The following is a 24,815-nucleotide window of genomic DNA, read 5'->3' as shown; positions in this document are numbered from 1 at the left end:
CCTATTTTAGTCAAATTCTAATTCTACCTGCTCGTTACCCAGCAGAGTTCGCAGATCTGTCAAAAGGGTATCCGTTGGCGTTATCCGCCATGTTGCACCGAATCGTAAACGGGCACGGGCATCTACCCGCTGGTAATAAAGATGAACCGGTATCGTACCTGAACGGTGTGGCTCCAGTACGCCACGAAGACGGTTCAAAAATTGCTCATCAATTTGCCTGTCTGACAACGAGATAGCAAGCCCACGTGCAAATTTTTCACGCGCCTCACTAATGTCCATTAATTCACGAACTGTCATTTTAAGGCCACCGCTGAAGTCATCAAAGCTGACTTGTCCGGTAGCAATTAAAATTTTGTCCTGCTCCAATAAATGTTGATACCTTTCCAGGGCATCAGAAAACAGCATGATTTCCAGCCGTCCGGAGCGATCATCCAATGTACTGATACCAATTCGGTTACCCCGCTTGGTTGTCAATACCTTGGATACCAGTACCAAACCTACCACAGTCGTTACTTGACCACGAGGTGTCGGGTTCACATCTTTTAGACGCAACCCATTCGTATATCGTTCAATCTCTTTCAAATAACTTGTGATCGGATGGCCTGTCAGATATAGCCCCAAGGTTTCTCGTTCACCATCCAAAACCACCTGTTCCGGCCATTTCGGCGTACTGGCATACGAACGTTCGACCTCTTCTGGTTCTTCGGCTAACACACCAAACATATCAGTTTGACCAATAGCTTCAGCTTTAGCGTGTTGATCAGCCGCTTTCAACGCATCTTCCAAAGAAGACATCAACGCGGCACGGTGTGGCCCCAATCTATCGAAGGCACCTGACATAATCAGCTTTTCCATCACACGACGGCTTAGCTTTTTGATGTCAACACGTGCGCACAAGTCGAACAGTTCCTTGAAGTGCCCTCCTGTTTGGCGGGCTTCGATAATAGCTTCAATCGGCCCTTCACCCACCCCCTTGATTGCGCCAATGCCGTAAACGATTTCACCTTCATCATTGACATGGAAATGATACAACCCGCTGTTGATATCTGGAGGCAATACCTTCAGCCCCATCCGCCAACATTCATCCACCAGCCCAACCACTTTTTCAGTGTTATCCATATCCGCCGTCATCACGGCCGCCATGAATTCTGCCGGATAATGCGCTTTCAGCCATAAAGTCTGATAAGAAACCAATGCGTAAGCTGCGGAGTGAGATTTGTTAAAGCCATAACCCGCGAATTTTTCCACCAAATCGAAGATTTTCATGGAAAGTTCGCCATCAACGCCCTGACTTATCGCCCCCGATTCAAACACTGAGCGTTGCTTGGCCATTTCTTCCGGTTTTTTCTTACCCATTGCACGACGGAGCATATCTGCACCACCGAGGGTATAACCCGCCAATACCTGAGCAATCTGCATAACCTGTTCTTGATACAGAATGATGCCATATGTTGGCTCCAGAACAGGTTTTAAGGATTCGTGTTGCCATTCGACGTCAGGATAGGAGATCTCTTCCCTTCCATGTTTACGGTCGATAAAATTATCTACCATGCCGGATTGCAACGGCCCCGGACGGAACAATGCCACCAATGCAATCATGTCCTCAAAGCAATCTGGACGCAGACGTTTAATCAGATCTTTCATGCCACGGGATTCAAGCTGGAACACCGCCGTCGTTTCGGAGCGCTGTAGCATATCGAAACTTTTCTGATCATCCAGAGGTATAGCCGCAATATCAATCGGCTCCAGCCCCTTCTCGGCACGGCGGGCATTCACCATTTCGAGTACCCAGTTGATAATGGTCAGAGTTCTCAGACCAAGGAAGTCAAACTTAACCAGCCCCGCATATTCGACATCGTTTTTGTCAAACTGGGTAACCGGGTTCAGCCCCTCCGGATCACAGTAAATCGGAGCAAAATCAGTGATTTTGGTTGGTGCAATAACGACCCCACCAGCATGTTTACCGGCATTACGGGTGACACCTTCCAATTTACGCGCCATATCAATCAGCGCTTTGACTTCTTCGTCGGCTTCGTAAATTTCAGGTAATTGGGGTTCAGCCGCAAACGCTTTCTCCAGCGTCATGCCCGGATCGGGGGGAACCAGCTTTGATATTCGATCAACAAAACCGTAAGGGTGGCCAAGAACTCGCCCCACATCACGGATAACCGCTTTAGCCGCCATCGTACCAAAGGTAATGATCTGGGATACAGCATCTCGCCCATACATATCGGCAACGTGATCAATTACCTGATCGCGTTTTTCCATACAAAAATCGACATCAAAGTCGGGCATGGAAATACGTTCAGGGTTGAGAAAACGTTCGAACAGCAAGTCAAATTCCAGCGGATCGAGATCGGTGATTTTCAAGGCGTAAGCCACCAGAGAACCTGCACCGGAACCACGACCAGGCCCAACAGGGACGCCGTTGTCTTTCGACCACTGGATAAATTCCATCACGATCAGGAAGTAACCAGGAAACCCCATCTGGTTAATAACCTTCAGCTCAATATCCAGACGTTCGTCGTATTCGGAGCGTTTCTCGACTCTCATCGCCGGGTCGGGATAAAGAAAAGCCAAACGCTCTTCCAGACCCTGTTTCGACCGTTCAACCAGAAAGTCTTCGGTACTCATATCCCCAGTAGGAAACTGTGGCAAGAAATATTCACCAAGACGGATAGTGACATTACAGCGTTTAGCAATTTCTACGCTATTTTGCAGCGCTTCAGGAATGTCAGAGAAAATCTCACACATTTCCTGTTCAGTGCGCAGATATTGCTGAGGACTGTAATTTTTTGGACGTTTTGGATCAACCAGCGTATATCCATCATGGATGGCAACTCTGATCTCATGTGCGTCGAAGTCTTCACTCTCCAGAAAACAGACGTCATTGGTTGCTACAACGGGTAAATTCTTTTCTGATGCCAACTCTACAGCCGCATGAAGATAATTTTCTTCATCCTGACGCCCAGTACGGATCAATTCAAGGTAGTAGCTGTCTGGAAAATGTTCCTGATAAAAGTCGAGGCATTGATCCACCATCGCACGATTACCACGCAACAGGAATTTACCCACATCGCCCATGCGTCCACCCGACAACAAGATCAACCCAGTCTTGTATTTTGTCAGCCATTCCTGTCTGATAGTCGGGCCTATCGCGCCATAGCCTTTTTGATAGGCTTCAGAGATCAACAAGGTCAGGTTTTGATAACCTTCGTTATTGCGGGCAAGGACTGTCAGATGGGAATGCTCATCCCCCAACAAGTCATTTTCCACAAGAAAATCAGCACCAATAATTGGCTTAATTCCGGCTCCATGGGCACTGCCATAGAATTTTACCAATCCACAAAGGTTGGTAAAATCCGTAATCGCAAAAGCTGGCATACCCAATTTGGCAACTTTTTTCACCAATGGACTCGTCTTTGCCAAGCCATCAATCATTGAATAGTCGCTGTGAACACGTAAGTGCACAAAACGTGGTTCTATCATAGTTTGCCCAGATACTTATCCCAGATTATTATCCAAGACCTAGCGCTCGTTTAACGGGCGCAAAACTTTTACGATGATGCTCCGTCGCACCCAGCAAAGCCAATTTTTCCAGATGTAGGGCGGTTGGATAACCTTTATGTTTCGCAAAACCGTAGTCAGGAAAACGTTTATCTAGCTCTACCATCTCCCTGTCACGGGTTACTTTTGCCAGGATGGAAGCCGCACTGATTTCAGCAACCAGACTATCTCCCTTAACCACCGCTTGCGCTAGCATCGTTAATGCAGGGCAACGGTTGCCATCAATCAAGACATAATCAGGGGTGATCGCTAAACCTGCCACTGCTCGCTGCATAGCAAGCATCGTAGCATGGAGAATATTGAGTTGATCGATTTCTTCAGGCTCTGCACGGCCCAGACTCCAACACAATGCTTTTTCTTTAATTTCCAAATACAGCGCTTCACGACGTTTTTCCGTGAGTTTTTTCGAATCCATCAAGCCTGTAATGGGTTTAGCAGGATCAAGAATGACCGCTGCCGTGACTACGGCTCCAACTAGCGGGCCACGCCCAACTTCATCAACACCGGCAATCAAATTCGCCTGAGGATAAACAAAATCCATTATTGTCTCGCTAATTCCAGAACGGCTTGTGCAGCCTGTTCATCGGCATCACAGCGAATGCTTTCATGCAGATACAGAAACGTCTGTCTCAATGCGTCCACATCTGTACCACCTTGCAGAAGAGGCAATAACGCCTCCGACAACGCTTGTGGTTTACATTCATCCTGCAATAACTCTTTAACTAATTCTTTGCCTGCCAACAGATTAGGCAAGGAAACATAAGGCGTTTTCACTAAGCGTTTTGCCAACCAGAATGTAAAAGGTTTCATTCTATAGCCCACCACCATTGGGCATTTGGCTAACATACACTCCAGTGCTGCCGTCCCCGATGCCAGTAAAGTCGCATCACTGGCAATCATCGCTTCACGGGCTTTACCATCCAGCAAATGGATTGGCAGGTCTGGGACAATTTCATCTTTAATTCGCTGAAACTGCTCACGCCGTTTGGCATTCACCAAAGGAACCAATACATGCAAGTCAGGCAATTTTTTCCGTAATAACTGTACGGTTTTTAAGAAATCGGCACTTAGCATCTCTACTTCAGCATGACGGCTACCGGGTAACATCGCCAGACAATGGGCATTCAATGGAATATCCAAAATTTCCCTAGCGGCTGCTTTGTCCGTTTGTAGAGGCATTGCGTCTGCCATCGTGTGACCAATGAACCGACAAGGAACATTAAACTGATCGTAGAACGCTTTTTCAAATGGCAAAAATGCCAGTACCATATCTGTTGCCCGACCGATTTTAAATACCCGTTTCTGACGCCATGCCCATACCGATGGACTGACGTAATGGATCGTTTTGATCCCCTGCTGTTTAAGCCGCCCTTCTAAAGTGATATTAAAATCAGGGGCATCAATGCCAATAAACACATCAGGCTTCAACGCAGTAAAACGTGCCGTTAAATCTTTGCGTATCTTCAGCAAACGAGGCAAACGTCCCAACACTTCAACGATCCCCATTACCGCCAGTTCTTCCATCTCATACCAAGCTTCACAACCTTCCGCCTGCATAAGAGGGCCAGCGATACCCACAAAACGGGCATCAGGAATTTTAACTTTTAATGCGCGAATCAGCCCGGCACCAAGAATATCACCGGATGTTTCTCCGGCGACCAAACCAATTGTCAGCGGGCGCTGATTGTTAACAGAAGAAATGGTAGTCAAAGGAGTATCCTTCATCTACTTAACGAATGATGCCACGGCTGGATTTTGCGGAATTATCCAGAAAATCACTGAATAATTTCACATGTGGGTTGTTTTCCGACTGACAACTAATCTCGTGTCTGGCTTCTTCCAACGTTTTTCCGCTACGGTAAAGCGCTTTATAGGCACTACGGATTGCATGCAAAGATTCTTTATCGAACCCGCGGCGTTTCAGACCTTCGATATTCAACCCGAAAGGTGTTGCATGATTTCCCTGTGCAATGACGTAAGGCGGAATATCCTGAGCAACGCCAGAACAACCACCAACCATGACATGGGAACCAATCTGACAGAATTGATGAACAGCCGTCATTCCACCGATAATAACGTAATCACCCAGAATGACATGCCCACCCAGTGTACCATTATTTGCAATGATACAACGATCACCCACAATGCAGTCATGAGCGATATGGGCGTTGATCATCAGCAAATTATCATTGCCAACTTTGGTTAATCCGCCGCCTTGAACAGTACCTCGATGGATAGAAACACTTTCGCGGATACGGTTTCGGTCGCCAATTTCAACACAGGTCGGCTCACCCTGATATTTAAGATCCTGATTGACTTCACCAATCGAGGCAAACTGATAAATTTGGTTATCACGACCAATCTTAGTTATTCCATTGACCACAATATGGGATTTCAGCTCAGTCCCTTCACCAATCTCAACCTGAGAACCGATATAGCAAAATGGGCCAATGCGAACATTGGCACCAATAACAGCACCCTCTTCAATAATAGAAGAAGGATGGATAACTGCAGTCTGATCAATCATGGATTAAGCCTCACGACGGCGAGCACACATCATTTCAGCTTCACAAGCCACTTCTCCATCGACTTTAGCTACGCCTCTGAAACGCGCAACACCGCGACGTTCTTTAATAAATTCCACTTCCATTATCATTTGATCACCTGGCAGAACCGGACGCTTGAAGCGAGCACCATCAATAGCTGCAAAGTAATACAATTCACCCGGCCCAAGTGACCCAACACTTTTGAATGCCAGAATTCCGGTAGCTTGAGCCATTGCTTCAAGGATCAAAACCCCAGGGAAGATTGGTTTGCCAGGAAAATGCCCCTGAAAAAATGGTTCATTAAATGATACATTTTTGACTGCGCGCAGAAACTTACCTTCCTCAAAATCTAGAACACGATCTACCAGTAAAAACGGGTAGCGGTGAGGTAGTAAGTCTAAAATCTCTTCAATTCGCAGAGTACGATTATCACTCATCTAAATACTCTTCCTGTCTATATAAGAATCATAGTATTAACGACACGGCCTGCGTTAACTCTAAACTCAGAGTTATCAGGCAGGCCGCAAAAAATATAATAAGCACAACCAAAAACGCTAATTAAAAACGTCTAATCAAAAATACTAGTATGATTACTCGTTTTTATCTTCCAATTGACGTTCCACTGACTTCAAGCGCTTACTCATTTCATTGATATTCATGACTAAGGCTGTGGTTTTACGCCAGGTTTTGTTCGGTTGTGATGGGATACCCGAGGAGTATACGCCGGGCTCTGTAATTGGACGTATCACCATGCTCATACCAGTCACAGTTACTTTATCACAGATCTCCATATGCCCATTAATGACACTCGCACCACCAATCATACAGTAACGACCAATTTTCAGGCTACCAGCCATAATAACGCCACCAGCCACTGCGGTGTTGTCCCCAATCGTTATGTTGTGCGCGATCTGGCACTGGTTATCTATGATAACACCATTACCGATGACAGTGTTATCCAGTGCACCGCGATCAATCGTAGTGCAAGCACCGATTTCAACACGGTTTCCAATAATTACAGTGCCTAATTGTGGGATTTTAATCCAATTTCCACGGTCATTGGCATATCCAAAACCATCAGAACCTATAACAGTTCCTGATTGGATCAGACACAATTCACCAATTTCGACATTATGATATACCGATACATTGGCCCACAGGCGGCTTCCAACTCCAATCCGCGCATTTTTGCCAATAAAGCAACCCGCACCAATAATGACGTTATCACCAAGTACAACGCCAGCTTCGATAACGGCATTTGCACCAATCGCCACATGTTTGCCTAAAGTCGCTTCTGGAGAAATGACGGCTGATGGATGGATATCCTGCGCAGGTTTCGGTGTCGTATCCATAATTTGCGCCATATGTGCATAGGCAAGATAAGGATTATCGACAACCAACGCAGCAACCTTACAATGAGGAAGATCTGCTTCACGCAGCACAACAGCCGCGGCCTGACACTCAGTAAGTTTGTCAGTATAACGGCTGTCGGATAAAAATGTAATTTGTTCGCTATTTGCTGAATACATTGGCGCAATACCGGTGATGACGATATCGCCATCACCATGCAATTGCGCATTCAACTGCTGAGCGAGGTCAGCCAATCGAATTGAAACCATCTAATTATTTAACCTGTTTCATTACTTCTGCGGTGATGTCTTTACCCGATGCAGAATACACAGCGGCATTCGCATCAAGCACAAGGTCGTAACCTTCTTTACCTGCAACCACTTTAACGGCATCCTGAATACGAGTCAGGATTTTATTACGTTCTTCTATCTGACGACGGCTATTATCTTGTTCAAAGGCTTGCGCTTTCTGAGCAAAATCATCACGTTTAGCCATAACTTCTTTTTCTAATTTTTCACGCTCGCTGGCTTTCATGGTTGAGCCATCACGCTGCAATTTCTGGATATTCGTTTTTAAATCAGATTCCATGCGCTGCAATTCGGATGCACGGCTTTTAAATTCGTTGTCCAACTGTTTTGCCACAGCTTCACGGGCTGGCAACTGTTGGAAAACTTCAGCAACGTTTACTAAAGCGATTTTATCTGCCGCTTGAACACCCGCAGAAAATACTAATGCCATACCCAAGCTTGCTGCACACAATACTTTTTTCACTATAAACTCCTTTGACCCACGCTTTTTTTACAGGTTGGAAGACTCACAGCCTATCTGAATAGGCTCTTAATATCGCCCTATCTAATAATAGGGCGATTTTTTACCAAAGACGATTAATAATTACCACGTTCCACCAATATTGAACTGGAACTGCTCAGATCTATCACCTTCGTATTCCTTGATTGGCTTCGCATAAGAGAAGACCAATGGCCCTAATGGTGACACCCATTGCAGTGCAATACCGGCAGAAGCACGGATATTGTTTGGCTTGCTGTAGTCAGGCATCCCGTAAGTCTTAGCCCAGTTAGTATCCCAGTTGGTATCCCACACCGTTCCCACATCCACAAACAAAGACGTTCGCACGGAATTGGAATATTTAGCATCCAAGAACGGGGTTGGTGTAATCAGTTCGAAACTCGCAACCGCTACCGCGTTACCTCCTACGGCATCGCGGGATGGGCTACTTTTCACAGGCACAGGCTTACCATCTTTCATTTCCAAATAAATCGCTTTTGGACCGATATTATTTGAACGGAAGCCACGAACGCTACTTGAACCACCGGCATAGAAGTTTTCATAGAATGGCATTTCTTTGCCACCAAAACCACTGCCATAGCCCATACGCGTACGTCCCATTAGCACCCATGAACGATCATTATCAAGAGGATAATAACCTGCTGCATTCCAAGTCACTTTATAGAATTGGTTATTTGAGCCAGGAATCGTTACTTTCGCATCCAGAGATGATTTCAAACCTGAAGTTGGGAAGAAACCACGGTCGAGATTGTTGTAACTCCAACCTAGTGTCATTGCAAAATCATTGGAATCAAATTTCGCTTTGTCACTAAGATCTGGTTTTTGGCCCATTTTATTCAGATAACGCCACATCGCAACCTGTGGACGCATGTTAGATAAGGAGTTATGTATATAACCCAATTTCAACATGACTGCGTTATTTTCATTCAATGGGAAACCAAGCGTTCCCTCTGTACCGTATGCTTTATTAGTATAATTGGAAAGATCGGCATCATCGGCGCGGAAATCATTATAGAATACACGGCCACCCAAGCTCACCCCATTCACAGTGAAGTAAGGGTTAGTCACAGATAAATCGGCTGAGGTTGAATAATCATTCTTACTGGCACTGATACCAACTGCGTTACCCGTTCCCAGCCAGTTTTCCTGCTGCACACCGACTTGGAAACTCATTCCGCTTTCTGTACCGAAACCAACACCAAAGTTCATTGAGCCTGTATTACGCTCTTTAACTTTATAAACCACATCAACCTGATCTGGGCTACCCGGTACACGTTCTGTTTCCACATCGACAGTTTCAAAATAACCGAGTCGATTTAAGCGCTCTTTACCCTGCTCAATCTGGTCACTACCCAGCCATGTTCCTTCCATCTGACGCATTTCACGACGCAATACTGAATCTTTACTGACATCGTTGCCTGTAAAACGGATATTACGCACATAGAAGCGATTGCCGGCATCAACATTTACATGCAGCTTAACGGTTTTATCAGCATCATTGATTTCAGGTTGTGTCATTACGCGAGGGTAGGCATAACCATGACGACCGAGTAAATTCTTGATGGCCGTTTCCATTTTGGTCACTTCTGTACCGTTATACAGTGACCCCGGCTCAATATGAGTCAGCTCTTTTATTTGCGACTCATATCCCGCCAAATTACCATTCAAATCAACACCCGATATTTTGTATTGATCGCCTTCGGTAATATTGACGGTAATATAGATACCTTTCTTGTCTGGCGTCAGATTGACTTGAGTCGAATCGATGTTGAAACGAGCATAACCTCGATCAAGATAAAAACTGCGCAGGTTTTCAAGATCACCTGCCAATTTTTGCTTCTGGTATTTTTGGTCGGCCGTCATATTCCACCAAGGAACATCATCCCTGAGCTGGAAATTACTCAGCAGCTCATTGGTAGAATAGGTTTTATTGCCAACAATATTAATTTGTTGAATTTGGGCAGAAACCCCTTCTGAGAAAACGAGTTTCAAGTCAACACGGTTGCGAGGCAGCGGTGTGACAACGGCTTTCACTGTTGCGTTGTATTTACCAACACTGTAATAGAAATCTTCCAGCCCTTTCTCAATATTAGACAGCATAGTGCGGTCGAGGGCTTCACCAACACGAACACGAGAGGCCTCAAGGTTCTGCTTGAGCATGTCATCTTTCACCGATTTGTTCCCGGAGAAAGTAATGCTAGCGATGGTTGGTCGTTCTTTTACCTGAACGATAAGTGAATTGCCATCACGTAAGACACGAACATCTTCAAAGTTTCCAGTCGCGAACAAGGCGTGAATCGTACGACTGATATCTTCATCGCTGATTGTATCACCTACGCGAACAGGCATGTTCAGTAATGCTGCACCAACGGTGACACGTTGAAGACCCTCGAAATGAATGTCTCGAACCACGAATCCGTCTGAACCGTATGCAGTGGCGCTGCCGAACAGCAGCGACGCTATGAGCAACTTTTTCATCACCATCGTTGTTATGCGTTTTCCTAACCGGTCTCCCACCTTAGAAGCGGGAGAAATCATTGAAAAGTGCAAGCCCCATTAATAACACCAGCAACATAGCACCAATGCGATAACTGAAGTCTTGTACACGCTCGGAGACTGGCCTTCCCTTGACCTTTTCTATAGCAAGGAAAAGCAAGTGTCCACCATCTAGTACGGGTAATGGGAACAAATTAATGATCCCAAGATTGACGCTAATCAGCGCCAAAAACATCAAGTAATATACCAAACCAGAATCAGCTGATACTCCAGCACCTTTGGCAATGGAAATCGGTCCACTCAGGTTATTGAGTTTTATATCACCCACAACCAATTTGCCGATCATATTGACAGTCAGCTTCATCAATTGCCAAGTTTTGTCGCCCGCCTCATAAATCGCAGCAAAAGGCCCATATTCTTGAATAATTTTGTATTCATCTGCCAATGGAATAACTTTAAGTTCAGCGCCCGCAAACCCTTCCTCACGGCCATCAGACAATTTTTTTGCCTCAGGGGTCAGAGACAGGGAAACTATACGATCAGCCCTGGCAACGTCCAATTTTAGAGGAATATTCGGATTTTTTCTGACAAAAGACGAAAAAGTATGCCAGACATCGACATCCTGACCGTTGACTTTAACGATCCTATCCCCACTTTGTAAACCTGCTTTTTCAGCAGCTGAAGCAGGATAAACTTTCTCCACTTGCGAACTAAGCCGTGGAACAACAGGCATAATCCCCAAAGACAGCAGGACATCCTGCTTGGACGGATCAAACGCCCATTCACGCAAATCCAATCGCTTTTGGCTGCTGTCAATAGCATCCAGTGACGTCACATCCATGGATATAGATGCTTCCCCCACTTTACTTATTAAGGCAAGACGTGCCGAATTCCAGTCAGGAGTTTCGATACCATCAACGGCTTTTAGTTCCATTCCTGGCAAAATATTTGCCTGTGCGGCAATGGAATTAGGCTTAACATCCAACACGACAGGACGTACAGATGGCACGCCAATCACAAAAACCAGCCAATAAGCGATAACCGCCAGAATGAAGTTTGCGATTGGCCCAGCACTAACCACCGCCGCACGTTGGCCAATAGTTTTGTTGTTGAATGCCATATGACGGCGTTCAGGTGAGACTGACTCAACCCGCTCGTCGAGCATTTTTACATATCCGCCGAGAGGGATAAGGGCGATAACGTATTCTGTTCCCTGCTTATCTGTGCGACGCCAAAGCGCTTTCCCAAAACCGACGGAAAAACGTTCAACATAGATACCACAACGTCTGGCAACCCAAAAATGACCAAATTCATGCACTGTGATGAGAATGCCCAACGCAACAATAAATGCAGCCAGATTCCAGAGAATACCCATTACATCCCCTTCAGAGAGTGGTTCCAGAGGAAACCAGCAGTACCAATCCAGCAAATACAGGAACTGCTGCTGTTAAACTATCAACCCTGTCCATGACACCGCCATGTCCCGGAATCAATTGACTGCTATCTTTGACCCCTGATTCTCGTTTAAACATACTTTCAGTCAGATCCCCAAAGACCGAAGCAACGACAACGATCGCAGAGATTAACAATAAATTTTCGGGACTTGCGGGAACAGGTGCAAATTTACTGAATAGCCACGAAATCAACCCAGCAGTCAACAAACCACCAACAAGCCCTTCAATTGTCTTACCCGGGGATACTTTTGGCGCCATTTTGTGCTTACCCATTGTTCGGCCAAAAATATAGGCACCTGAATCGGCAGCCCATACCAGCAGCATCACATAGAGTAGCCACCATGCACCATTATAAATATTGTTTTCATAGCCTTGGGTACGCAGTACCATCATTCCACAATAAAATGGCACGATAGTCAGAACACCAAATAGCAGACGCAATACAACCGAAGTTTTCCATATGGTGGCAGAAGCCGGATACGTAATCACCAATAAAATTGCAGCTACCCACCAAAGCATGCCAGCCCACAATAGATATACAATTTGTGGTTTTTCAATAAGATGGGAAAAATCAGATAAAGAGTATTGTAAAACCAATAACCCTACAGCAAATAACACGGCCAGTGTAATACGCTTAGCTTGAGTAAAAAGCCCTGCAAATTGCCCCCACTCCCATGCTGCAAGTGCAGAGACAGCAATGACAACTAACCCAAAACCTGCCGGGGGAAGGAAAAACAGTGATATGACAACAAGTGGAATCAATATCAACGTAGTTAAAAGACGGTACTTCAGCAAGTTCTCCTCCTATGATCCCACTTCGGCATCGTCTGGTGTTGTTCCGCCGAATCGGCGTTCTCGTTTGGTAAAGGCATTTATAGCCCCTTCAAAAGCAGTTTCATCAAAATCAGGCCAAAGTATATCGGTAAAATATAATTCTGCATAAGCGATCTGCCATAACAGGAAATTACTGATACGATGCTCCCCCCCGGTTCTAATAACCAGATCGACTTCAGGTTGCTGACTTAGGTTGATGAAGTTGCCTATTGTAGCTTCGGTGATTTCCTCTGGGGCCAACTCATTCGCTCTGACCTTTTCAGCGATTTGTTTAACACCCTGAAGCAAATCCCAACGCCCACCATAGTTAGCAGCAATATTTAGCTGTAATCCGGTATTATGCTTTGTCAATTCAACTGAACGGCGAATACGCTCTTGCAAACGTGAACCAAAGCGACTGATATCACCAATAACAGACAATTTCACATTGTGCTTATGCAGGCTCTTCACTTCATTATCAAGGGCAAAAACAAACAACTCCATCAATGAACTGACTTCCTGCTGTGGACGATTCCAGTTTTCACTACTGAAAGCGTATAGCGTCAATGACTCGATGTTATGTTTAACTGAAAAACTCACGGCACTCCGCACAGCTTTAATTCCTGCACGGTGGCCAAAAACTCTTAATTTGCCACGTTTTTGCGCCCAACGACCATTACCATCCATAATGATGGCAACATGCTTGGGCAACACTGGCAATGAGTTACTATCACTGGGAGATGTCACTCAAAATAATCCTTAAAATAACTAAGTTTGCTTTTCAATGAATTTAATCACTTCCAAACATGAAAAAGCCGTGTTACGTGTCAACTATTCCCACGGCTACCACGGCTATTTCTGGTACGGCCTGAATGAAAGCCTCTTTATAGTTTGCACTATTTCGACACTATATTCGGTACTATTTCGTACTATCTCGCATTATCGGAATACGGATACCAATATGGCTATTATAATAAGCGACTGCTCCCCGCCCGCATTAAGCTAGGGTTTACGGCATTTTTCGCTAAACTTTATTCACCCGCGAACTATATCATTTGCCAAAAAACAAACAAACATATACTTATTAACGAAACTCACTATTTCGCAAAGGCTTTTATGGTGTCTCTCGCTAAAATTCTTGCGATATTATCGATTTCTAAGACCTCTTGGATGCTTTGAGGTTCAGATAAATTCAAATTTTCCACCACCAGCCTGTTGATTCTCGCGATATCTGTGAAACGGATTCCATCTTTCAAAAAAACATCCACGGTTTCTTCATTTGCTGCATTCAAGGCTGTTGTTGCCGCCTGGCCTTCATGACAAGCTTCAATAGCCAGTTTCAGGCAAGGATAGCGCTCATAATCTAAAGCTTCAAAAGTAAGCATGCCTAATTCAGCAAAATTCAATGGATTAGCACCAGATGAAATGCGGTTAGGATAAGCCATAGCATAAGCAATTGGGGTACACATGTCCTGCGTTCCCAACTGAGCGATGATACTGCCATCCTGATAGCGAACCATGGAGTGGATTACTGATTGCGGATGCAGCAATACTTCCACTTCATCAGCGGATGCATTAAACAGATAACGTGCTTCGATGTACTCCAGCCCTTTGTTCATCATGGTGGCAGAATCAACGGAGATTTTACGTCCCATTGACCAGATAGGATGAGCACACGCTTCATCTGGCGTAACATTAGGTAGCGTATCTAGAGGCGTTTTACGGAACGGCCCGCCTGATCCTGTCAGGATAATGCTGGAGATACCGTGTTCTTTTAGGTTTGTATTGCCAAGATTATGCTGAACCGCATCTGGCAGACTTTGAAAGATAGCATTATGTTCACTATCGATTGGCAACAGTTGCGCTTTATATTGAACAACCGCCTCCATAAATAGGCGACCACTGGTAATCAGAGATTCTTTATTGGCCAACAGGACTTGTTTACCCTTACGGATAGCAGCCAATGTCGGTAATAATCCTGCAACGCCCACAATGGCAGACATGACTTGATCAACTTCATCCAGTGCAGCTAAATCACACATGGCCTCTTTGCCGGATAGAACTTCAGTCTGACTTCCTTGTTCCTGCAATAACTGACGCAGAACTTTTGCTGACTGCTCATCTGCCATTGCTGCATATTGCGGGTGAAATTCCAGACACTGCTGTGCCATAACTTCAATATTTTTCCCGGCAGCAAGGGCAATTACACTGAATTTTCCTGGGTTATTTCGGACAACAGAAAGCGTACTTTTCCCAATCGAACCCGTTGAGCCAAGAATAGTTAACCGTTTCATTTTAATACTCTGAGTATTTTACTAATATAAAATCGCAATAGTTTGAGCTGTACAGATCGCTATGTCCATCGCTTGAAAAAGAAATGTGATACGAAGTGTATATAAAGAATTAAGAACCAACGCCGCAAGGACTGCGGCGTTGTATGCCCTTCACCTTTCAAATTACCTCGTTGTTGGCTGCATTCACTCACTCCAGTCACATAGTTAACTATACTCCCAGAAATTCGTTCTCTTGCCTCCATGATGCAACTCGAAATTTATTGGGTATATTCATGGAATGGCAATTAGAAATCCATCAATTCGGTTTCTTTATTTGCCAAAGCTTCATCAATCTTCTTGATGTAGCTATCAGTTAATTTCTGAACGTCATCCTGTGAACGACGTTCTTCATCTTCACTGATTTCTTTGTCTTTCAACAACGCCTTGACTTTATCGTTAGCGTCGCGACGAATGTTACGGACAGCTACACGACCCTGCTCCGCTTCGTTACGAACAACTTTGATCAAATCTTTACGACGTTCTTCTGTCAACGGTGGCAAAGGAACACGGATGATGGTTCCCGCTGAAGATGGGTTCAACCCCAGATCAGAAGCCATAATCGCTTTTTCGACAGCTGGAGTCATGGATCGATCAAACACGGTAATAGCCAAGGTACGTGCATCTTCAGCAACGACGTTTGCGATCTGACGCAATGGAGTTGCAGAACCATAATACTCGATGCTGATACCGTCCAGCAGGCTAGGAGAAGCACGGCCAGTACGAATCTTGCTGATTTGATTTTTCAGTGCTTCGACGCTTTTTTCCATGCGGTCTTGTGCGTCTTTTTTGATTTCATTAATCACGTTACAAACCCTTGGGAGATGGTTATTTTTTAGGCCACATCTGCGTAATTACAGATACGCGAATCATTGAGTGGCCCAGTATCATTAAATTTGGCGCATCAGGATGCTGATCATACCGTCAAATTTCACCGATGTCTCTGAGCAAGAATTGTGAAAAATCAACCGTGAGAAATCAACGTACCTTCACTTTCCCCCATCACAACACGACGAAGAGCGCCTGGTTTGTTCATATTGAAAACCCGAATTGGCAGACTATGGTCACGGGCCAGCGTAAATGCCGCCAGATCCATGACTTTCAATTCACGTTCCAATACTTCCTGATAAGTCAGATTGCTGTAAAGAACAGCTTCAGGATCTTTTGCAGGATCGGCAGAATAGACCCCATCCACTTTGGTTGCTTTTAACACAACATCCGCTTCAATTTCAATGCCGCGCAAGCAGGCTGCGGAATCTGTTGTAAAGAATGGGTTGCCAGTACCTGCCGAAAAAATAACAACACGACCGTGACGTAGTAAACTGATAGCCTCAGCCCAGCTATAGTTATCACACACGCCATTCAACGGAATGGCAGACATCAGACGGGCGTTCACATAGGCGCGGTGTAAAGCATCACGCATCGCTAAACCGTTCATTACGGTAGCCAACATACCCATATGGTCGCCTACTACACGGTTCATTCCTGCTTCGGCCAGACCGGCTCCACGAAACAGGTTCCCCCCGCCAATAACGACACCGACTTGAATACCCAGCTCAACCAGTTCTTTGATTTCCTGAGCCATGCGGTCTAAAACGCTAGCATCGATACCAAAACCTTCTGCACCTTGCAGGGCTTCTCCACTGAGCTTAAGCAGGATTCTCTGATATACGGGTTTTGCATTGGTTGCCATGGTGTTGTGTCCTAAGCAGATAAGGGTATTGAGGATTTATTACGGTATATTCAATAACTACACATCCACGCTATATACCTTTCATGTTTCCAGTTGCCTCTTTGCAGGCTGCAATACAATGCAAGCCGAAATGTTGCTCGGAATCTATTGGATATAGCCCAGATGTAAAATTCATCATGAGATAAAACAGAACCGCCAATCGGCGGCTCCGTTTAGAAAATTAAGACTGTTTGCTCATTGCAGCAACTTCTGCGGCAAAGTCAGCTTCAACTTTCTCAATGCCTTCGCCCACTTCAAAACGAATGAAATTGATAACGTTAGCGTTATTTTCTTTCAGCAGAGCACCAACAGTTTTGCTTGGATCCATCACGAAATTCTGACCAGTCAGAGAGACTTCGCCAGTGAATTTGTTCATGCGGCCAGCAACCATTTTCTCTGCGATTTCACGAGGCTTACCAGACTGCATTGCGATATCCAGCTGGATCTGATGCTCACGCTCAACAACTTCAGCTGGAACGTCAGTTGGGTTCACGTATTCTGGCTTGCTTGCAGCAATGTGCATTGCGATGTGCTTGATCAGTTCTTCGTTTGCACCTTCAGCTGCAACCAGAACACCGATACGCGCACCGTGCAGGTAAGTACCTACAGCTTCACCTTCCAGGATAGTCACGCGACGGATGTTGATGTTTTCACCGATTTTAGCAACCAGAGCAGCACGCTGTTCTTCGAATTTAGCTTTCAGCGCATCGATATCAGCGTTTTTCTCAGCCATAACGGAATCAATAACTTCTTTACCGAATGCCAGGAAGCCAGTATCTTTAGCAACAAAGTCAGTTTCGCAGTTCAGTTCAACGATACCAGCGAATTTAGCATCAGCGGAAACTTGAGTCAGGATAACGCCTTCAGCCGCAACACGGCCTGCTTTTTTAGCAGCTTTTGCCTGACCTGATTTACGCATGTTATCGATAGCCAGCTCGATATCGCCATTTGCTTCAACCAGTGCTTTTTTACATTCCATCATGCCTGCGCCAGTACGCTCACGCAGTTCTTTTACCAGAGCAGCGGTAATGTCAGCCATTTGTTTTATTCCTCGATGTGTCTCGCGGGAAGATAATATTCCGCGTGGAAAGTTCTATATCAGATAATAGTTCTATATCAGATATGTAAAGGGGGCCATAATAGGCCCCCTAACCAATATATTTCAATACCTGGTCAATAAGGGCTCAGAGATGAGCATTCCTTATTATTCAGCGTCTACAAGACCTTCTTCAGCCTGAACAGCCAGATCTTGTGAACGGCCTTCACGGACAGCAGTAGCAGCAGCGCTCAGGTACAGTTTTACTGCACGGATTGCGTCGTCGTTACCAGGGATGATGAAATCAACACCGTCTGGATCAGAGTTAGTATCAACGATAGCGAATACTGGAATACCCAGGTTATTTGCTTCTTTGATAGCAATGTGTTCATGTTCAGCATCGATAACAAACAGAGCATCAGGCAGGCCGCCCATGTCTTTGATACCGCCCAAGCTGTTTTCCAGTTTACCCAGCTCACGAGTACGCATCAGGGCTTCTTTCTTGGTCAGCTTGTCAAAAGTACCGTCCTGAGACTGAACTTCCAGATCTTTCAGACGCTTGATTGACTGACGAACAGTTTTCCAGTTAGTCAGCATACCACCTAACCAACGGTGGTTAACGAAGTATTGGTCACAGCCCAGAGCTGATTCTTTTATTGCTTCGCTCGCAGCACGCTTGGTGCCAACAAACAGAATTTTGCCTTTACGGGAAGCAATTTTGTTCAGCTCTGCCAATGCATCGTTGAACATTGGAACAGTTTTTTCCAGGTTGATGATATGAACTTTGTTACGAGCACCAAAGATGAAAGGTTTCATTTTTGGGTTCCAGTAACGAGTCTGGTGACCGAAGTGAACGCCCGCTTGCAGCATATCGCGCATGGAAACAGTTGCCATTTTAGACCTCTATAAAGTTAATTGGGGTTATGCCTCCACAGATCCCATGACACCGACTCTTTAGCTGTAGGCTATTCAATGAAATAGCCACATGAGAGCACCCCGGTGTATGTGCCGACCTGTGTGTGTTATTTACACAAATGAGTTCATTGAGCATTTCTGCGAATCGCTTCCAACGGAAACAATTACACGGAATACCGGCGCGCTTTATACCACAAATGGCCCCCAGACTCCAACATTTGTTACAGCTCTCTGGCCGTTCCAGTTGATTGAAGAAATTGAAAGGTGCCGGGTTATATACCCAGTGGATTTCAAGATGCAGCACTTATGTCTTGGGAACGAATTACCGGGAACATAGGCCACTATATGACCGGAATTATCGGGGTGAAGTGACAGGGATAAGTGAACGTAGCCAACAAAGCGGCAACTTGAAAGACGACAGGTATATTGGCAGACATTCGGAGGGCTGATACCATTAACAACAACACTTTTCCTTAGTTAATCTCAAGTAGTCGGTAAGATCCCGACTTAAATGGACCGATTTCATGGCTATTTCTATCAAAACAGATGAAGACATCCAAAAAATGCGGGTTGCCGGACGCCTGGCAGCAGAAGTTTTGGAAATGATCGAACCTTATGTCAAAGCAGGGGTGACCACAGGTGAACTGGATCGTATTTGCCACGATCATATCACTAATAAACAACAAGCCATTTCCGCTTGCCTTGGCTACCACGGTTTCCCTAAATCAGTATGTATTTCCGTCAATGATGTAGTTTGCCACGGCATTCCAAGCGACGATAAGGCATTGAAAGAAGGCGATATCGTTAACATTGATGTGACCGTGATTAAAGATGAATTTCATGGTGACACCTCCAAAATGTTCATTGTTGGTAAACCAACGATTCAAGGCGAACGGCTGTGCCGAGTGACTCAGGAAAGCCTGTATCTTGCCCTGAAAATGGTGAAGCCGGGTATCCGTCTGCGTACCCTTGGCAAAGCAATTCAACAATACGTTGAAGGCCAGGATTACTCTGTGGTTCGCGAATACTGCGGGCACGGTATCGGCCGGGTTTTCCATGAAGAACCACATGTTCTGCACTATGACGCTGATGATGGTGGTGTTATCTTGCAAAAAGGCATGGCTTTCACCATTGAACCGATGGTCAATGCCGGTGATTTCCGCATCCGTAGCATGAAAGACGGCTGGACAGTCAAAACCAAAGATCGTGGTTGGTCTGCACAGTATGAGCACACGATTGTCGTCACTGATAATGGTTGTGAAATCATGACATTGCGTAAAGAAGAAGAGCCACATATATCAGCGGTCTTAGTCAACGCATAATGGCTGGCTAGTTCCACTTATGAGTTCTAAAGCAATTTATGAGTTCTAAATATTATTAGTTCTCAATAATGAAGCCCCAGCCAATTTTCAGGGGCTTCATTCACGGTTAGTAACACCTGTTCATCTCACAATTTTCTCAGTACTCTGGTCATCATAGCTCGTTTCCTCATGAACTTTCTCATACATAGGGTTCTGCATATGCCAGTTGACATCTCCTTAGCACGAGCGCCCATGCCTCCTATTTCGCCTGTGGAATTTTCCCTTGACGATCTTCAATGTCCCACACTGAAACAGCATATTGATGAGTTTCAATTGTGGCTTGAGCAGGCATTCAAGGCAGGAATTTCCCCAGACGCGCTGATCTACGTCCGCAGTGACTATATTGATCAACTTTTAACACGATTATGGCAGGAGCAGGGATTTGATCAGATAGCCTCGCTTTCTCTGCTTGCCGTTGGTGGTTATGGTCGCCGCGAATTACATCCCCTTTCAGACATTGATTTAATGATCCTCAGCGAGGATCCGCTAACTGAAAAACAATCAGCCCAAATAGGGCAATTTATTGCCCTACTCTGGGATATCCGTCTGGAAGTGGGTCACAGTGTCAGAACGTTCCAAGAGTGCCTCGATAAAGGGCTTTCCGATCTGACTATCGCCACCAACTTGATTGAATCTCGTCTAATCAGAGGTGATTTACCGCTGTTCCTACGATTGCAGAAACATATTTTCAGCGATAATTTTTGGCCATCAGCCCAATTCTTCGCGGCCAAACTCACCGAGCAACGGGAACGCCATCAGCGTTATCACGGCACCAGTTACAACCTAGAGCCAGATATCAAAAGCAGTCCGGGTGGATTACGTGATATTCATACGTTACTTTGGGTTGCCCATCGTCATTTTGGAGCCACATCTTTAGATGAAATGGTCAATTTTGGCTTCCTGACCCAAGAAGAACGCAACGAATTGAACGAATGTCAGAGTTTTCTCTGGCGTATCCGTTTTGCCCTCCATCTGGTCGTTATACGCTATGACAACCGACTACTGTTTGAGCATCAATTTAATGTAGCCCAACTTCTTGGCTATGAAGGGGAACGCAATCAACCTGTCGAACGGATGATGAAAGATTTCTATCGTGTGACACGTCGTGTCAGCGAACTCAATGAAATGCTGCTGCAACTTTTTGATGAAGCGATTCTGGCGTTACAAGCTGATGAGAAGCCGCGCCCCTTGAACGAAGCATTTCAGCTACGGGGAGATCTGATCGATGTTATCGATGATACGCTGTTTATCCGCGACCCGGCTTCGATTCTGAAAATGTTTTATCACATGGCGAAGCATCAGGAAATTAAGGGGATCTATTCCACAACATTGCGTCAGCTACGTTACGCTCGTAGAAACCTCAGATACTCTTTGTGTGAGTTACCTGAAGCACGCAAAATTTTCATGGATATCCTGCGCCATCCTCATGCAGTTAAAAGTGCTTTGCTCCCAATGCACCGCCATAGCGTTTTAAGTGCCTATACGCCGCTCTGGAGTAATATTGTTGGTCAAATGCAATTTGATCTATTCCATGCTTATACCGTTGATGAACACACCATCCGAGTACTGCAAAAACTCGAAACTTTTGCCGATGAAAACAACCGTGTGATCCATCCCTTGTGTATCGAATTATATTTGCGTCTTCCTCAGCCAGAATTATTACGGCTGGCCGCCTTTTTCCATGATATTGCCAAGGGACGTCACGGTGATCATTCTGAGCTTGGTGCCAATGATGCCTTCACATTCTCACGACAGCATGGTTTGACTAACCGGGAAGCAGAGTTGGTAGAATGGCTAGTTAAAGATCATTTACTGATGTCGGTTACAGCTCAGCGGAGAGATATCCAAGATCCAGACGTTATCCAGCAATTTGCCTGCACAGTCAGAAACCAAAATCGTTTGAATTATCTACTATGCCTGACTGTTGCCGATATTTGCGCTACTAACTCTAAGCTGTGGAATAGCTGGAAGCAAAGTCTGATACGAGAGCTCTATTTCGCAACCGAAACCCAGCTACGTCAAGGCGTTCAAAATATTCCGGACTTACGAGAACGTATCCGCAGCCATCGCTTACAGGCTCTGGCCCTGCTGCGAAAAGAAGATATTAATGAACAACAATTGCACAATATCTGGAGCCGTTGTCATGCGGATTATTTCCTGCGTCATACGCCTGATCAATTAGCATGGCATGCCAGTCATTTGATCCACCATATGTCCACAGAATCGCAAGTGTTGATCAGCACTGAGTTTTCCCACGGAGGCACAGAAATTTTTATTTGGTGCCAAGATCGTCCCTCACTATTCGCAGCCGTTGTTGGCGAGTTGGACAGACGCAACTTGAGCGTCCACGATGCTCAAATTTTCACTAATCGTGATGGAATGGCGATGGATACGTTTGTGGTATCGGAGCCAAACGGCCATCCATTAGCGCTTGATCGCCACGGATCTATCCGTACCGCATTGCTGAAAGTCGTGAACGATCCTCATCCAAAATCACCCAAGACCCGCAACCTGCCCGCCAAATTGCGCCACTTTAATGTTCCGACCAAAGTCAACTTTTTACCGACACAAAATGCTCGTCGTACTTATATGGAATTAGTTGCCCTTGATCAACCCGGATTACTGGCAAGGGTAGGCAATATTTTCGCTGAATTAGGCGTATCCCTGCACGGTGCACGAATAACCACTATTGGAGAACGCGTCGAAGACTTTTTTGTGCTGGCAGATAAAGATCAAAACGCATTACATAAAAAAATAAGAGATGAATTATCAGAAAGGTTGACAGAAGCCCTCAACACACGGGATAAACTATAACAATACTCTCGATTTAACGGAAATTAGGAACCCCACACTTATGCAGCAATTACAAGCTATTATCGAAAATGCATTTGAAGACCGCGTAAACATTACACCTACGACTGTTGATGGAGTGACCCGCGATACCATTAATCAGGTTATTCAAATGCTGGATAGCGGCAAACTTCGCGTCGCTGAAAAGATCGATGGGCAATGGGTAACGCATCAATGGCTGAAAAAAGCCGTCTTGCTCTCCTTCCGTATTAATGACAATCAAGTCATGGAAGGCGCTGAAAGCCGCTATTTCGACAAAGTACCCATGAAATTTGCAGATTATGATCAGGCGCGTTTCGAAAAAGAAGGGTTCCGCGTCGTACCTCCTGCGGCTGTCCGCCAGGGTGCATATATCGCGCGCAACACAGTGCTCATGCCATCTTACGTTAACCTCGGCGCCTATGTTGATGAAGGCTCAATGGTAGACACTTGGGCAACCGTAGGTTCCTGCGCACAGATCGGCAAAAACGTTCATTTGTCTGGCGGTGTTGGCATTGGTGGCGTTCTGGAGCCATTGCAGGCTAATCCGACCATTATTGAAGACAACTGTTTCATCGGCGCCCGCTCTGAAATCGTAGAAGGGGTTATCGTGGAAGAAGGCTCAGTGATCTCAATGGGTGTTTACATCGGCCAGAGCACCAAAATTTACGATCGTGAAACAGGGGAAATCCATTATGGCCGCGTACCGGCAGGTTCGGTCGTCGTTTCAGGAAATCTTCCTTCCAAAGATGGCAGTTATAGCCTGTATTGCGCCATAATTGTGAAAAAGGTTGATGCCAAAACCCGTGGCAAAGTTGGCATTAATGAACTTCTGAGAAATATCGACTAAATTTTTACAATAGCAGAAACAGCGGATGAAAAATCCGCTATTTTAAAGCTGCAGATAAACCTGTAGTAGAATGGTGTAGCAAGTTGATTACTGTAGCACTCCCAAATGATGTAAATGAATTGTCATCCTACACTACGATTATATAGTGAAACCACACAGTACTCATGGACATGGATGATGATTAAGAGTTTTAAGCATAAGGGCCTAAAAAAATTTTTCAGGACAGACTCTACATCCGGCATTCAATCTAATCATGCTGTAAAATTGAATATTCAATTAACCGCACTGAATACTGCTAAAAAACCAGATGATATGAATGCTCCAGGCTGGAAGTTACCCCCATTACAAGGGGCCGATTTAAAAGGCCATTGGGTTATATCTGTTAATGGCAATTGGCAATTAACATTTCGATTTGATGGTGAGGATGCTATTTTGGTTAATTACCAAAATTATCACTAATCAGTAGTAATAATGAGTAGAATGCATAATCCTGCGCACCCTGGGTCATGTATTAAATAGTTAGATTGAATATCAAAAATAGTACTCACGCTCAATAAAAGTTCCTATCACCTTATCGTGCATTTCTTCGGATTTTGAATAACTGATAGTTTTTCTATTCAGTCTTTTTATTCGAGTACGCTGAGTTAAATTCGTTCTCTCTATACGCTGAGTAAACGTCTTTCCAGTCAGGTGATCTTCCTCGGGAAGGTTATCATAAACAACATAATC

General features: G+C 45.0%; 21 protein-coding genes. 4 read left to right on the top strand and 17 right to left on the bottom strand.

The window, feature by feature from the left end:
• Positions 1–6: 6 nt before the first annotated feature.
• From dnaE to rpsB, 16 genes are all read right to left on the bottom strand, one after another.
• On the bottom strand, positions 7–3,489 hold the full coding sequence (dnaE, locus tag Xhom_RS06860; RefSeq protein ID WP_069317978.1) for a DNA polymerase III subunit alpha: 3,483 nt from the start codon (positions 3,487–3,489) through the stop codon (positions 7–9).
• Positions 3,490–3,517: 28 nt separating this feature from the next.
• The gene (gene rnhB / locus Xhom_RS06855; RefSeq protein WP_069317977.1) at positions 3,518–4,108 is read right to left on the bottom strand and encodes a ribonuclease HII; all 591 of its coding nucleotides are present in this window, start codon (positions 4,106–4,108) and stop codon (positions 3,518–3,520) included.
• Entirely contained in the window at positions 4,108–5,292 is a 1,185-nt protein-coding gene (gene lpxB / locus Xhom_RS06850; protein WP_069317976.1) for a lipid-A-disaccharide synthase, read from the bottom strand. The genes rnhB and lpxB overlap by 1 nt, the downstream gene beginning before the upstream one ends.
• A gap of 4 nt (positions 5,293–5,296) precedes the next feature.
• On the bottom strand, positions 5,297–6,094 hold the full coding sequence (lpxA, locus tag Xhom_RS06845) for an acyl-ACP--UDP-N-acetylglucosamine O-acyltransferase (protein WP_069317975.1): 798 nt from the start codon (positions 6,092–6,094) through the stop codon (positions 5,297–5,299).
• A 3-nt stretch (positions 6,095–6,097) separates the two neighbouring features.
• Entirely contained in the window at positions 6,098–6,550 is a 453-nt protein-coding gene (fabZ, locus tag Xhom_RS06840) for a 3-hydroxyacyl-ACP dehydratase FabZ (protein WP_069317974.1), read from the bottom strand.
• 153 nt (positions 6,551–6,703) lie between these two features.
• A complete protein-coding gene (gene lpxD, locus Xhom_RS06835) occupies positions 6,704–7,732 on the bottom strand; it encodes a UDP-3-O-(3-hydroxymyristoyl)glucosamine N-acyltransferase (RefSeq protein WP_069317973.1) in 1,029 nt (342 codons plus the stop codon).
• A gap of 4 nt (positions 7,733–7,736) precedes the next feature.
• On the bottom strand, positions 7,737–8,234 hold the full coding sequence (skp, locus tag Xhom_RS06830) for a molecular chaperone Skp (protein ID WP_069317972.1): 498 nt from the start codon (positions 8,232–8,234) through the stop codon (positions 7,737–7,739).
• A gap of 120 nt (positions 8,235–8,354) precedes the next feature.
• The gene (bamA, locus tag Xhom_RS06825) at positions 8,355–10,754 is read right to left on the bottom strand and encodes an outer membrane protein assembly factor BamA (protein WP_069317971.1); all 2,400 of its coding nucleotides are present in this window, start codon (positions 10,752–10,754) and stop codon (positions 8,355–8,357) included.
• Between the two features lie 34 nt (positions 10,755–10,788).
• On the bottom strand, positions 10,789–12,141 hold the full coding sequence (rseP, locus tag Xhom_RS06820; protein ID WP_069317970.1) for a sigma E protease regulator RseP: 1,353 nt from the start codon (positions 12,139–12,141) through the stop codon (positions 10,789–10,791).
• A gap of 10 nt (positions 12,142–12,151) precedes the next feature.
• On the bottom strand, positions 12,152–13,015 hold the full coding sequence (gene cdsA, locus Xhom_RS06815) for a phosphatidate cytidylyltransferase (RefSeq protein ID WP_069317969.1): 864 nt from the start codon (positions 13,013–13,015) through the stop codon (positions 12,152–12,154).
• 9 nt (positions 13,016–13,024) lie between these two features.
• Complete coding sequence (ispU, locus tag Xhom_RS06810; RefSeq protein ID WP_069317968.1) at positions 13,025–13,780, bottom strand: (2E,6E)-farnesyl-diphosphate-specific ditrans,polycis-undecaprenyl-diphosphate synthase; 756 nt, start codon at positions 13,778–13,780, stop codon at positions 13,025–13,027.
• 350 nt (positions 13,781–14,130) lie between these two features.
• Positions 14,131–15,327, bottom strand: coding sequence for a 1-deoxy-D-xylulose-5-phosphate reductoisomerase (gene ispC / locus Xhom_RS06805; protein ID WP_069317967.1), 1,197 nt, complete (start codon positions 15,325–15,327; stop codon positions 14,131–14,133).
• A 284-nt stretch (positions 15,328–15,611) separates the two neighbouring features.
• On the bottom strand, positions 15,612–16,169 hold the full coding sequence (gene frr, locus Xhom_RS06795; RefSeq protein WP_069317966.1) for a ribosome recycling factor: 558 nt from the start codon (positions 16,167–16,169) through the stop codon (positions 15,612–15,614).
• Positions 16,170–16,327: 158 nt separating this feature from the next.
• Complete coding sequence (gene pyrH, locus Xhom_RS06790; protein WP_069317965.1) at positions 16,328–17,056, bottom strand: UMP kinase; 729 nt, start codon at positions 17,054–17,056, stop codon at positions 16,328–16,330.
• A 220-nt stretch (positions 17,057–17,276) separates the two neighbouring features.
• Positions 17,277–18,134, bottom strand: a complete 858-nt coding sequence (tsf, locus tag Xhom_RS06785) for a translation elongation factor Ts (protein WP_069317964.1) — start codon at positions 18,132–18,134, stop codon at positions 17,277–17,279.
• Positions 18,135–18,299: 165 nt separating this feature from the next.
• Positions 18,300–19,025, bottom strand: a complete 726-nt coding sequence (rpsB, locus tag Xhom_RS06780; protein ID WP_069317963.1) for a 30S ribosomal protein S2 — start codon at positions 19,023–19,025, stop codon at positions 18,300–18,302.
• A 545-nt stretch (positions 19,026–19,570) separates the two neighbouring features.
• Between rpsB and map the strand changes: the two genes are divergently transcribed.
• From map to Xhom_RS06760, 4 genes are all read left to right on the top strand, one after another.
• Positions 19,571–20,368, top strand: coding sequence for a type I methionyl aminopeptidase (gene map, locus Xhom_RS06775; protein WP_069317962.1), 798 nt, complete (start codon positions 19,571–19,573; stop codon positions 20,366–20,368).
• A 198-nt stretch (positions 20,369–20,566) separates the two neighbouring features.
• Positions 20,567–23,221 (top strand): bifunctional uridylyltransferase/uridylyl-removing protein GlnD, encoded by a 2,655-nt coding sequence (gene glnD, locus Xhom_RS06770; protein WP_069317961.1) that lies wholly within the window; start codon positions 20,567–20,569, stop codon positions 23,219–23,221.
• Positions 23,222–23,261: 40 nt separating this feature from the next.
• Positions 23,262–24,086 (top strand): 2,3,4,5-tetrahydropyridine-2,6-dicarboxylate N-succinyltransferase, encoded by an 825-nt coding sequence (gene dapD / locus Xhom_RS06765; protein WP_069317960.1) that lies wholly within the window; start codon positions 23,262–23,264, stop codon positions 24,084–24,086.
• A gap of 177 nt (positions 24,087–24,263) precedes the next feature.
• Positions 24,264–24,545: a type II toxin-antitoxin system RelE/ParE family toxin gene (locus Xhom_RS06760; protein WP_069317959.1), complete on the top strand. Its 282-nt coding sequence runs from the start codon at positions 24,264–24,266 to the stop codon at positions 24,543–24,545.
• Between the two features lie 72 nt (positions 24,546–24,617).
• On the opposite strand, the gene Xhom_RS06755 is transcribed toward Xhom_RS06760, so the two are convergent.
• Positions 24,618–24,815, bottom strand: a 198-nt coding sequence (locus tag Xhom_RS06755; protein WP_244590771.1) for an IS1 family transposase, incomplete at its 5' end; no start/stop codon positions are given.

It is taken from the genome of Xenorhabdus hominickii, from assembly GCF_002632725.1.
Classification (GTDB): domain Bacteria; phylum Pseudomonadota; class Gammaproteobacteria; order Enterobacterales; family Enterobacteriaceae; genus Xenorhabdus; species Xenorhabdus hominickii.
Note: the sequence above shows the minus strand (reverse complement) of the source record. Positions and strands in the feature narration are given on the sequence as shown.

Bases quoted from the DNA above. Each gene is read 5' to 3' on its own strand.
- dnaE (WP_069317978.1), bottom strand. From the start codon at position 3,489: ATGATAGAACCACGTTTTGTGCACTTACGTGTTCACAGCGACTATTCA.
- rnhB (WP_069317977.1), bottom strand. From the start codon at position 4,108: ATGGATTTTGTTTATCCTCAGGCGAATTTGATTGCCGGTGTTGATGAA.
- lpxB (WP_069317976.1), bottom strand. From the start codon at position 5,292: ATGAAGGATACTCCTTTGACTACCATTTCTTCTGTTAACAATCAGCGC.
- lpxA (WP_069317975.1), bottom strand. From the start codon at position 6,094: ATGATTGATCAGACTGCAGTTATCCATCCTTCTTCTATTATTGAAGAG.
- fabZ (WP_069317974.1), bottom strand. From the start codon at position 6,550: ATGAGTGATAATCGTACTCTGCGAATTGAAGAGATTTTAGACTTACTA.
- lpxD (WP_069317973.1), bottom strand. From the start codon at position 7,732: ATGGTTTCAATTCGATTGGCTGACCTCGCTCAGCAGTTGAATGCGCAA.
- bamA (WP_069317971.1), bottom strand. From the start codon at position 10,754: ATGGTGATGAAAAAGTTGCTCATAGCGTCGCTGCTGTTCGGCAGCGCC.
- rseP (WP_069317970.1), bottom strand. From the start codon at position 12,141: ATGGGTATTCTCTGGAATCTGGCTGCATTTATTGTTGCGTTGGGCATT.
- ispC (WP_069317967.1), bottom strand. From the start codon at position 15,327: ATGAAACGGTTAACTATTCTTGGCTCAACGGGTTCGATTGGGAAAAGT.
- pyrH (WP_069317965.1), bottom strand. From the start codon at position 17,056: ATGGCAACCAATGCAAAACCCGTATATCAGAGAATCCTGCTTAAGCTC.
- tsf (WP_069317964.1), bottom strand. From the start codon at position 18,134: ATGGCTGACATTACCGCTGCTCTGGTAAAAGAACTGCGTGAGCGTACT.
- rpsB (WP_069317963.1), bottom strand. From the start codon at position 19,025: ATGGCAACTGTTTCCATGCGCGATATGCTGCAAGCGGGCGTTCACTTC.
- map (WP_069317962.1), top strand. From the start codon at position 19,571: ATGGCTATTTCTATCAAAACAGATGAAGACATCCAAAAAATGCGGGTT.
- glnD (WP_069317961.1), top strand. From the start codon at position 20,567: ATGCCAGTTGACATCTCCTTAGCACGAGCGCCCATGCCTCCTATTTCG.
- dapD (WP_069317960.1), top strand. From the start codon at position 23,262: ATGCAGCAATTACAAGCTATTATCGAAAATGCATTTGAAGACCGCGTA.
- Xhom_RS06760 (WP_069317959.1), top strand. From the start codon at position 24,264: ATGATTAAGAGTTTTAAGCATAAGGGCCTAAAAAAATTTTTCAGGACA.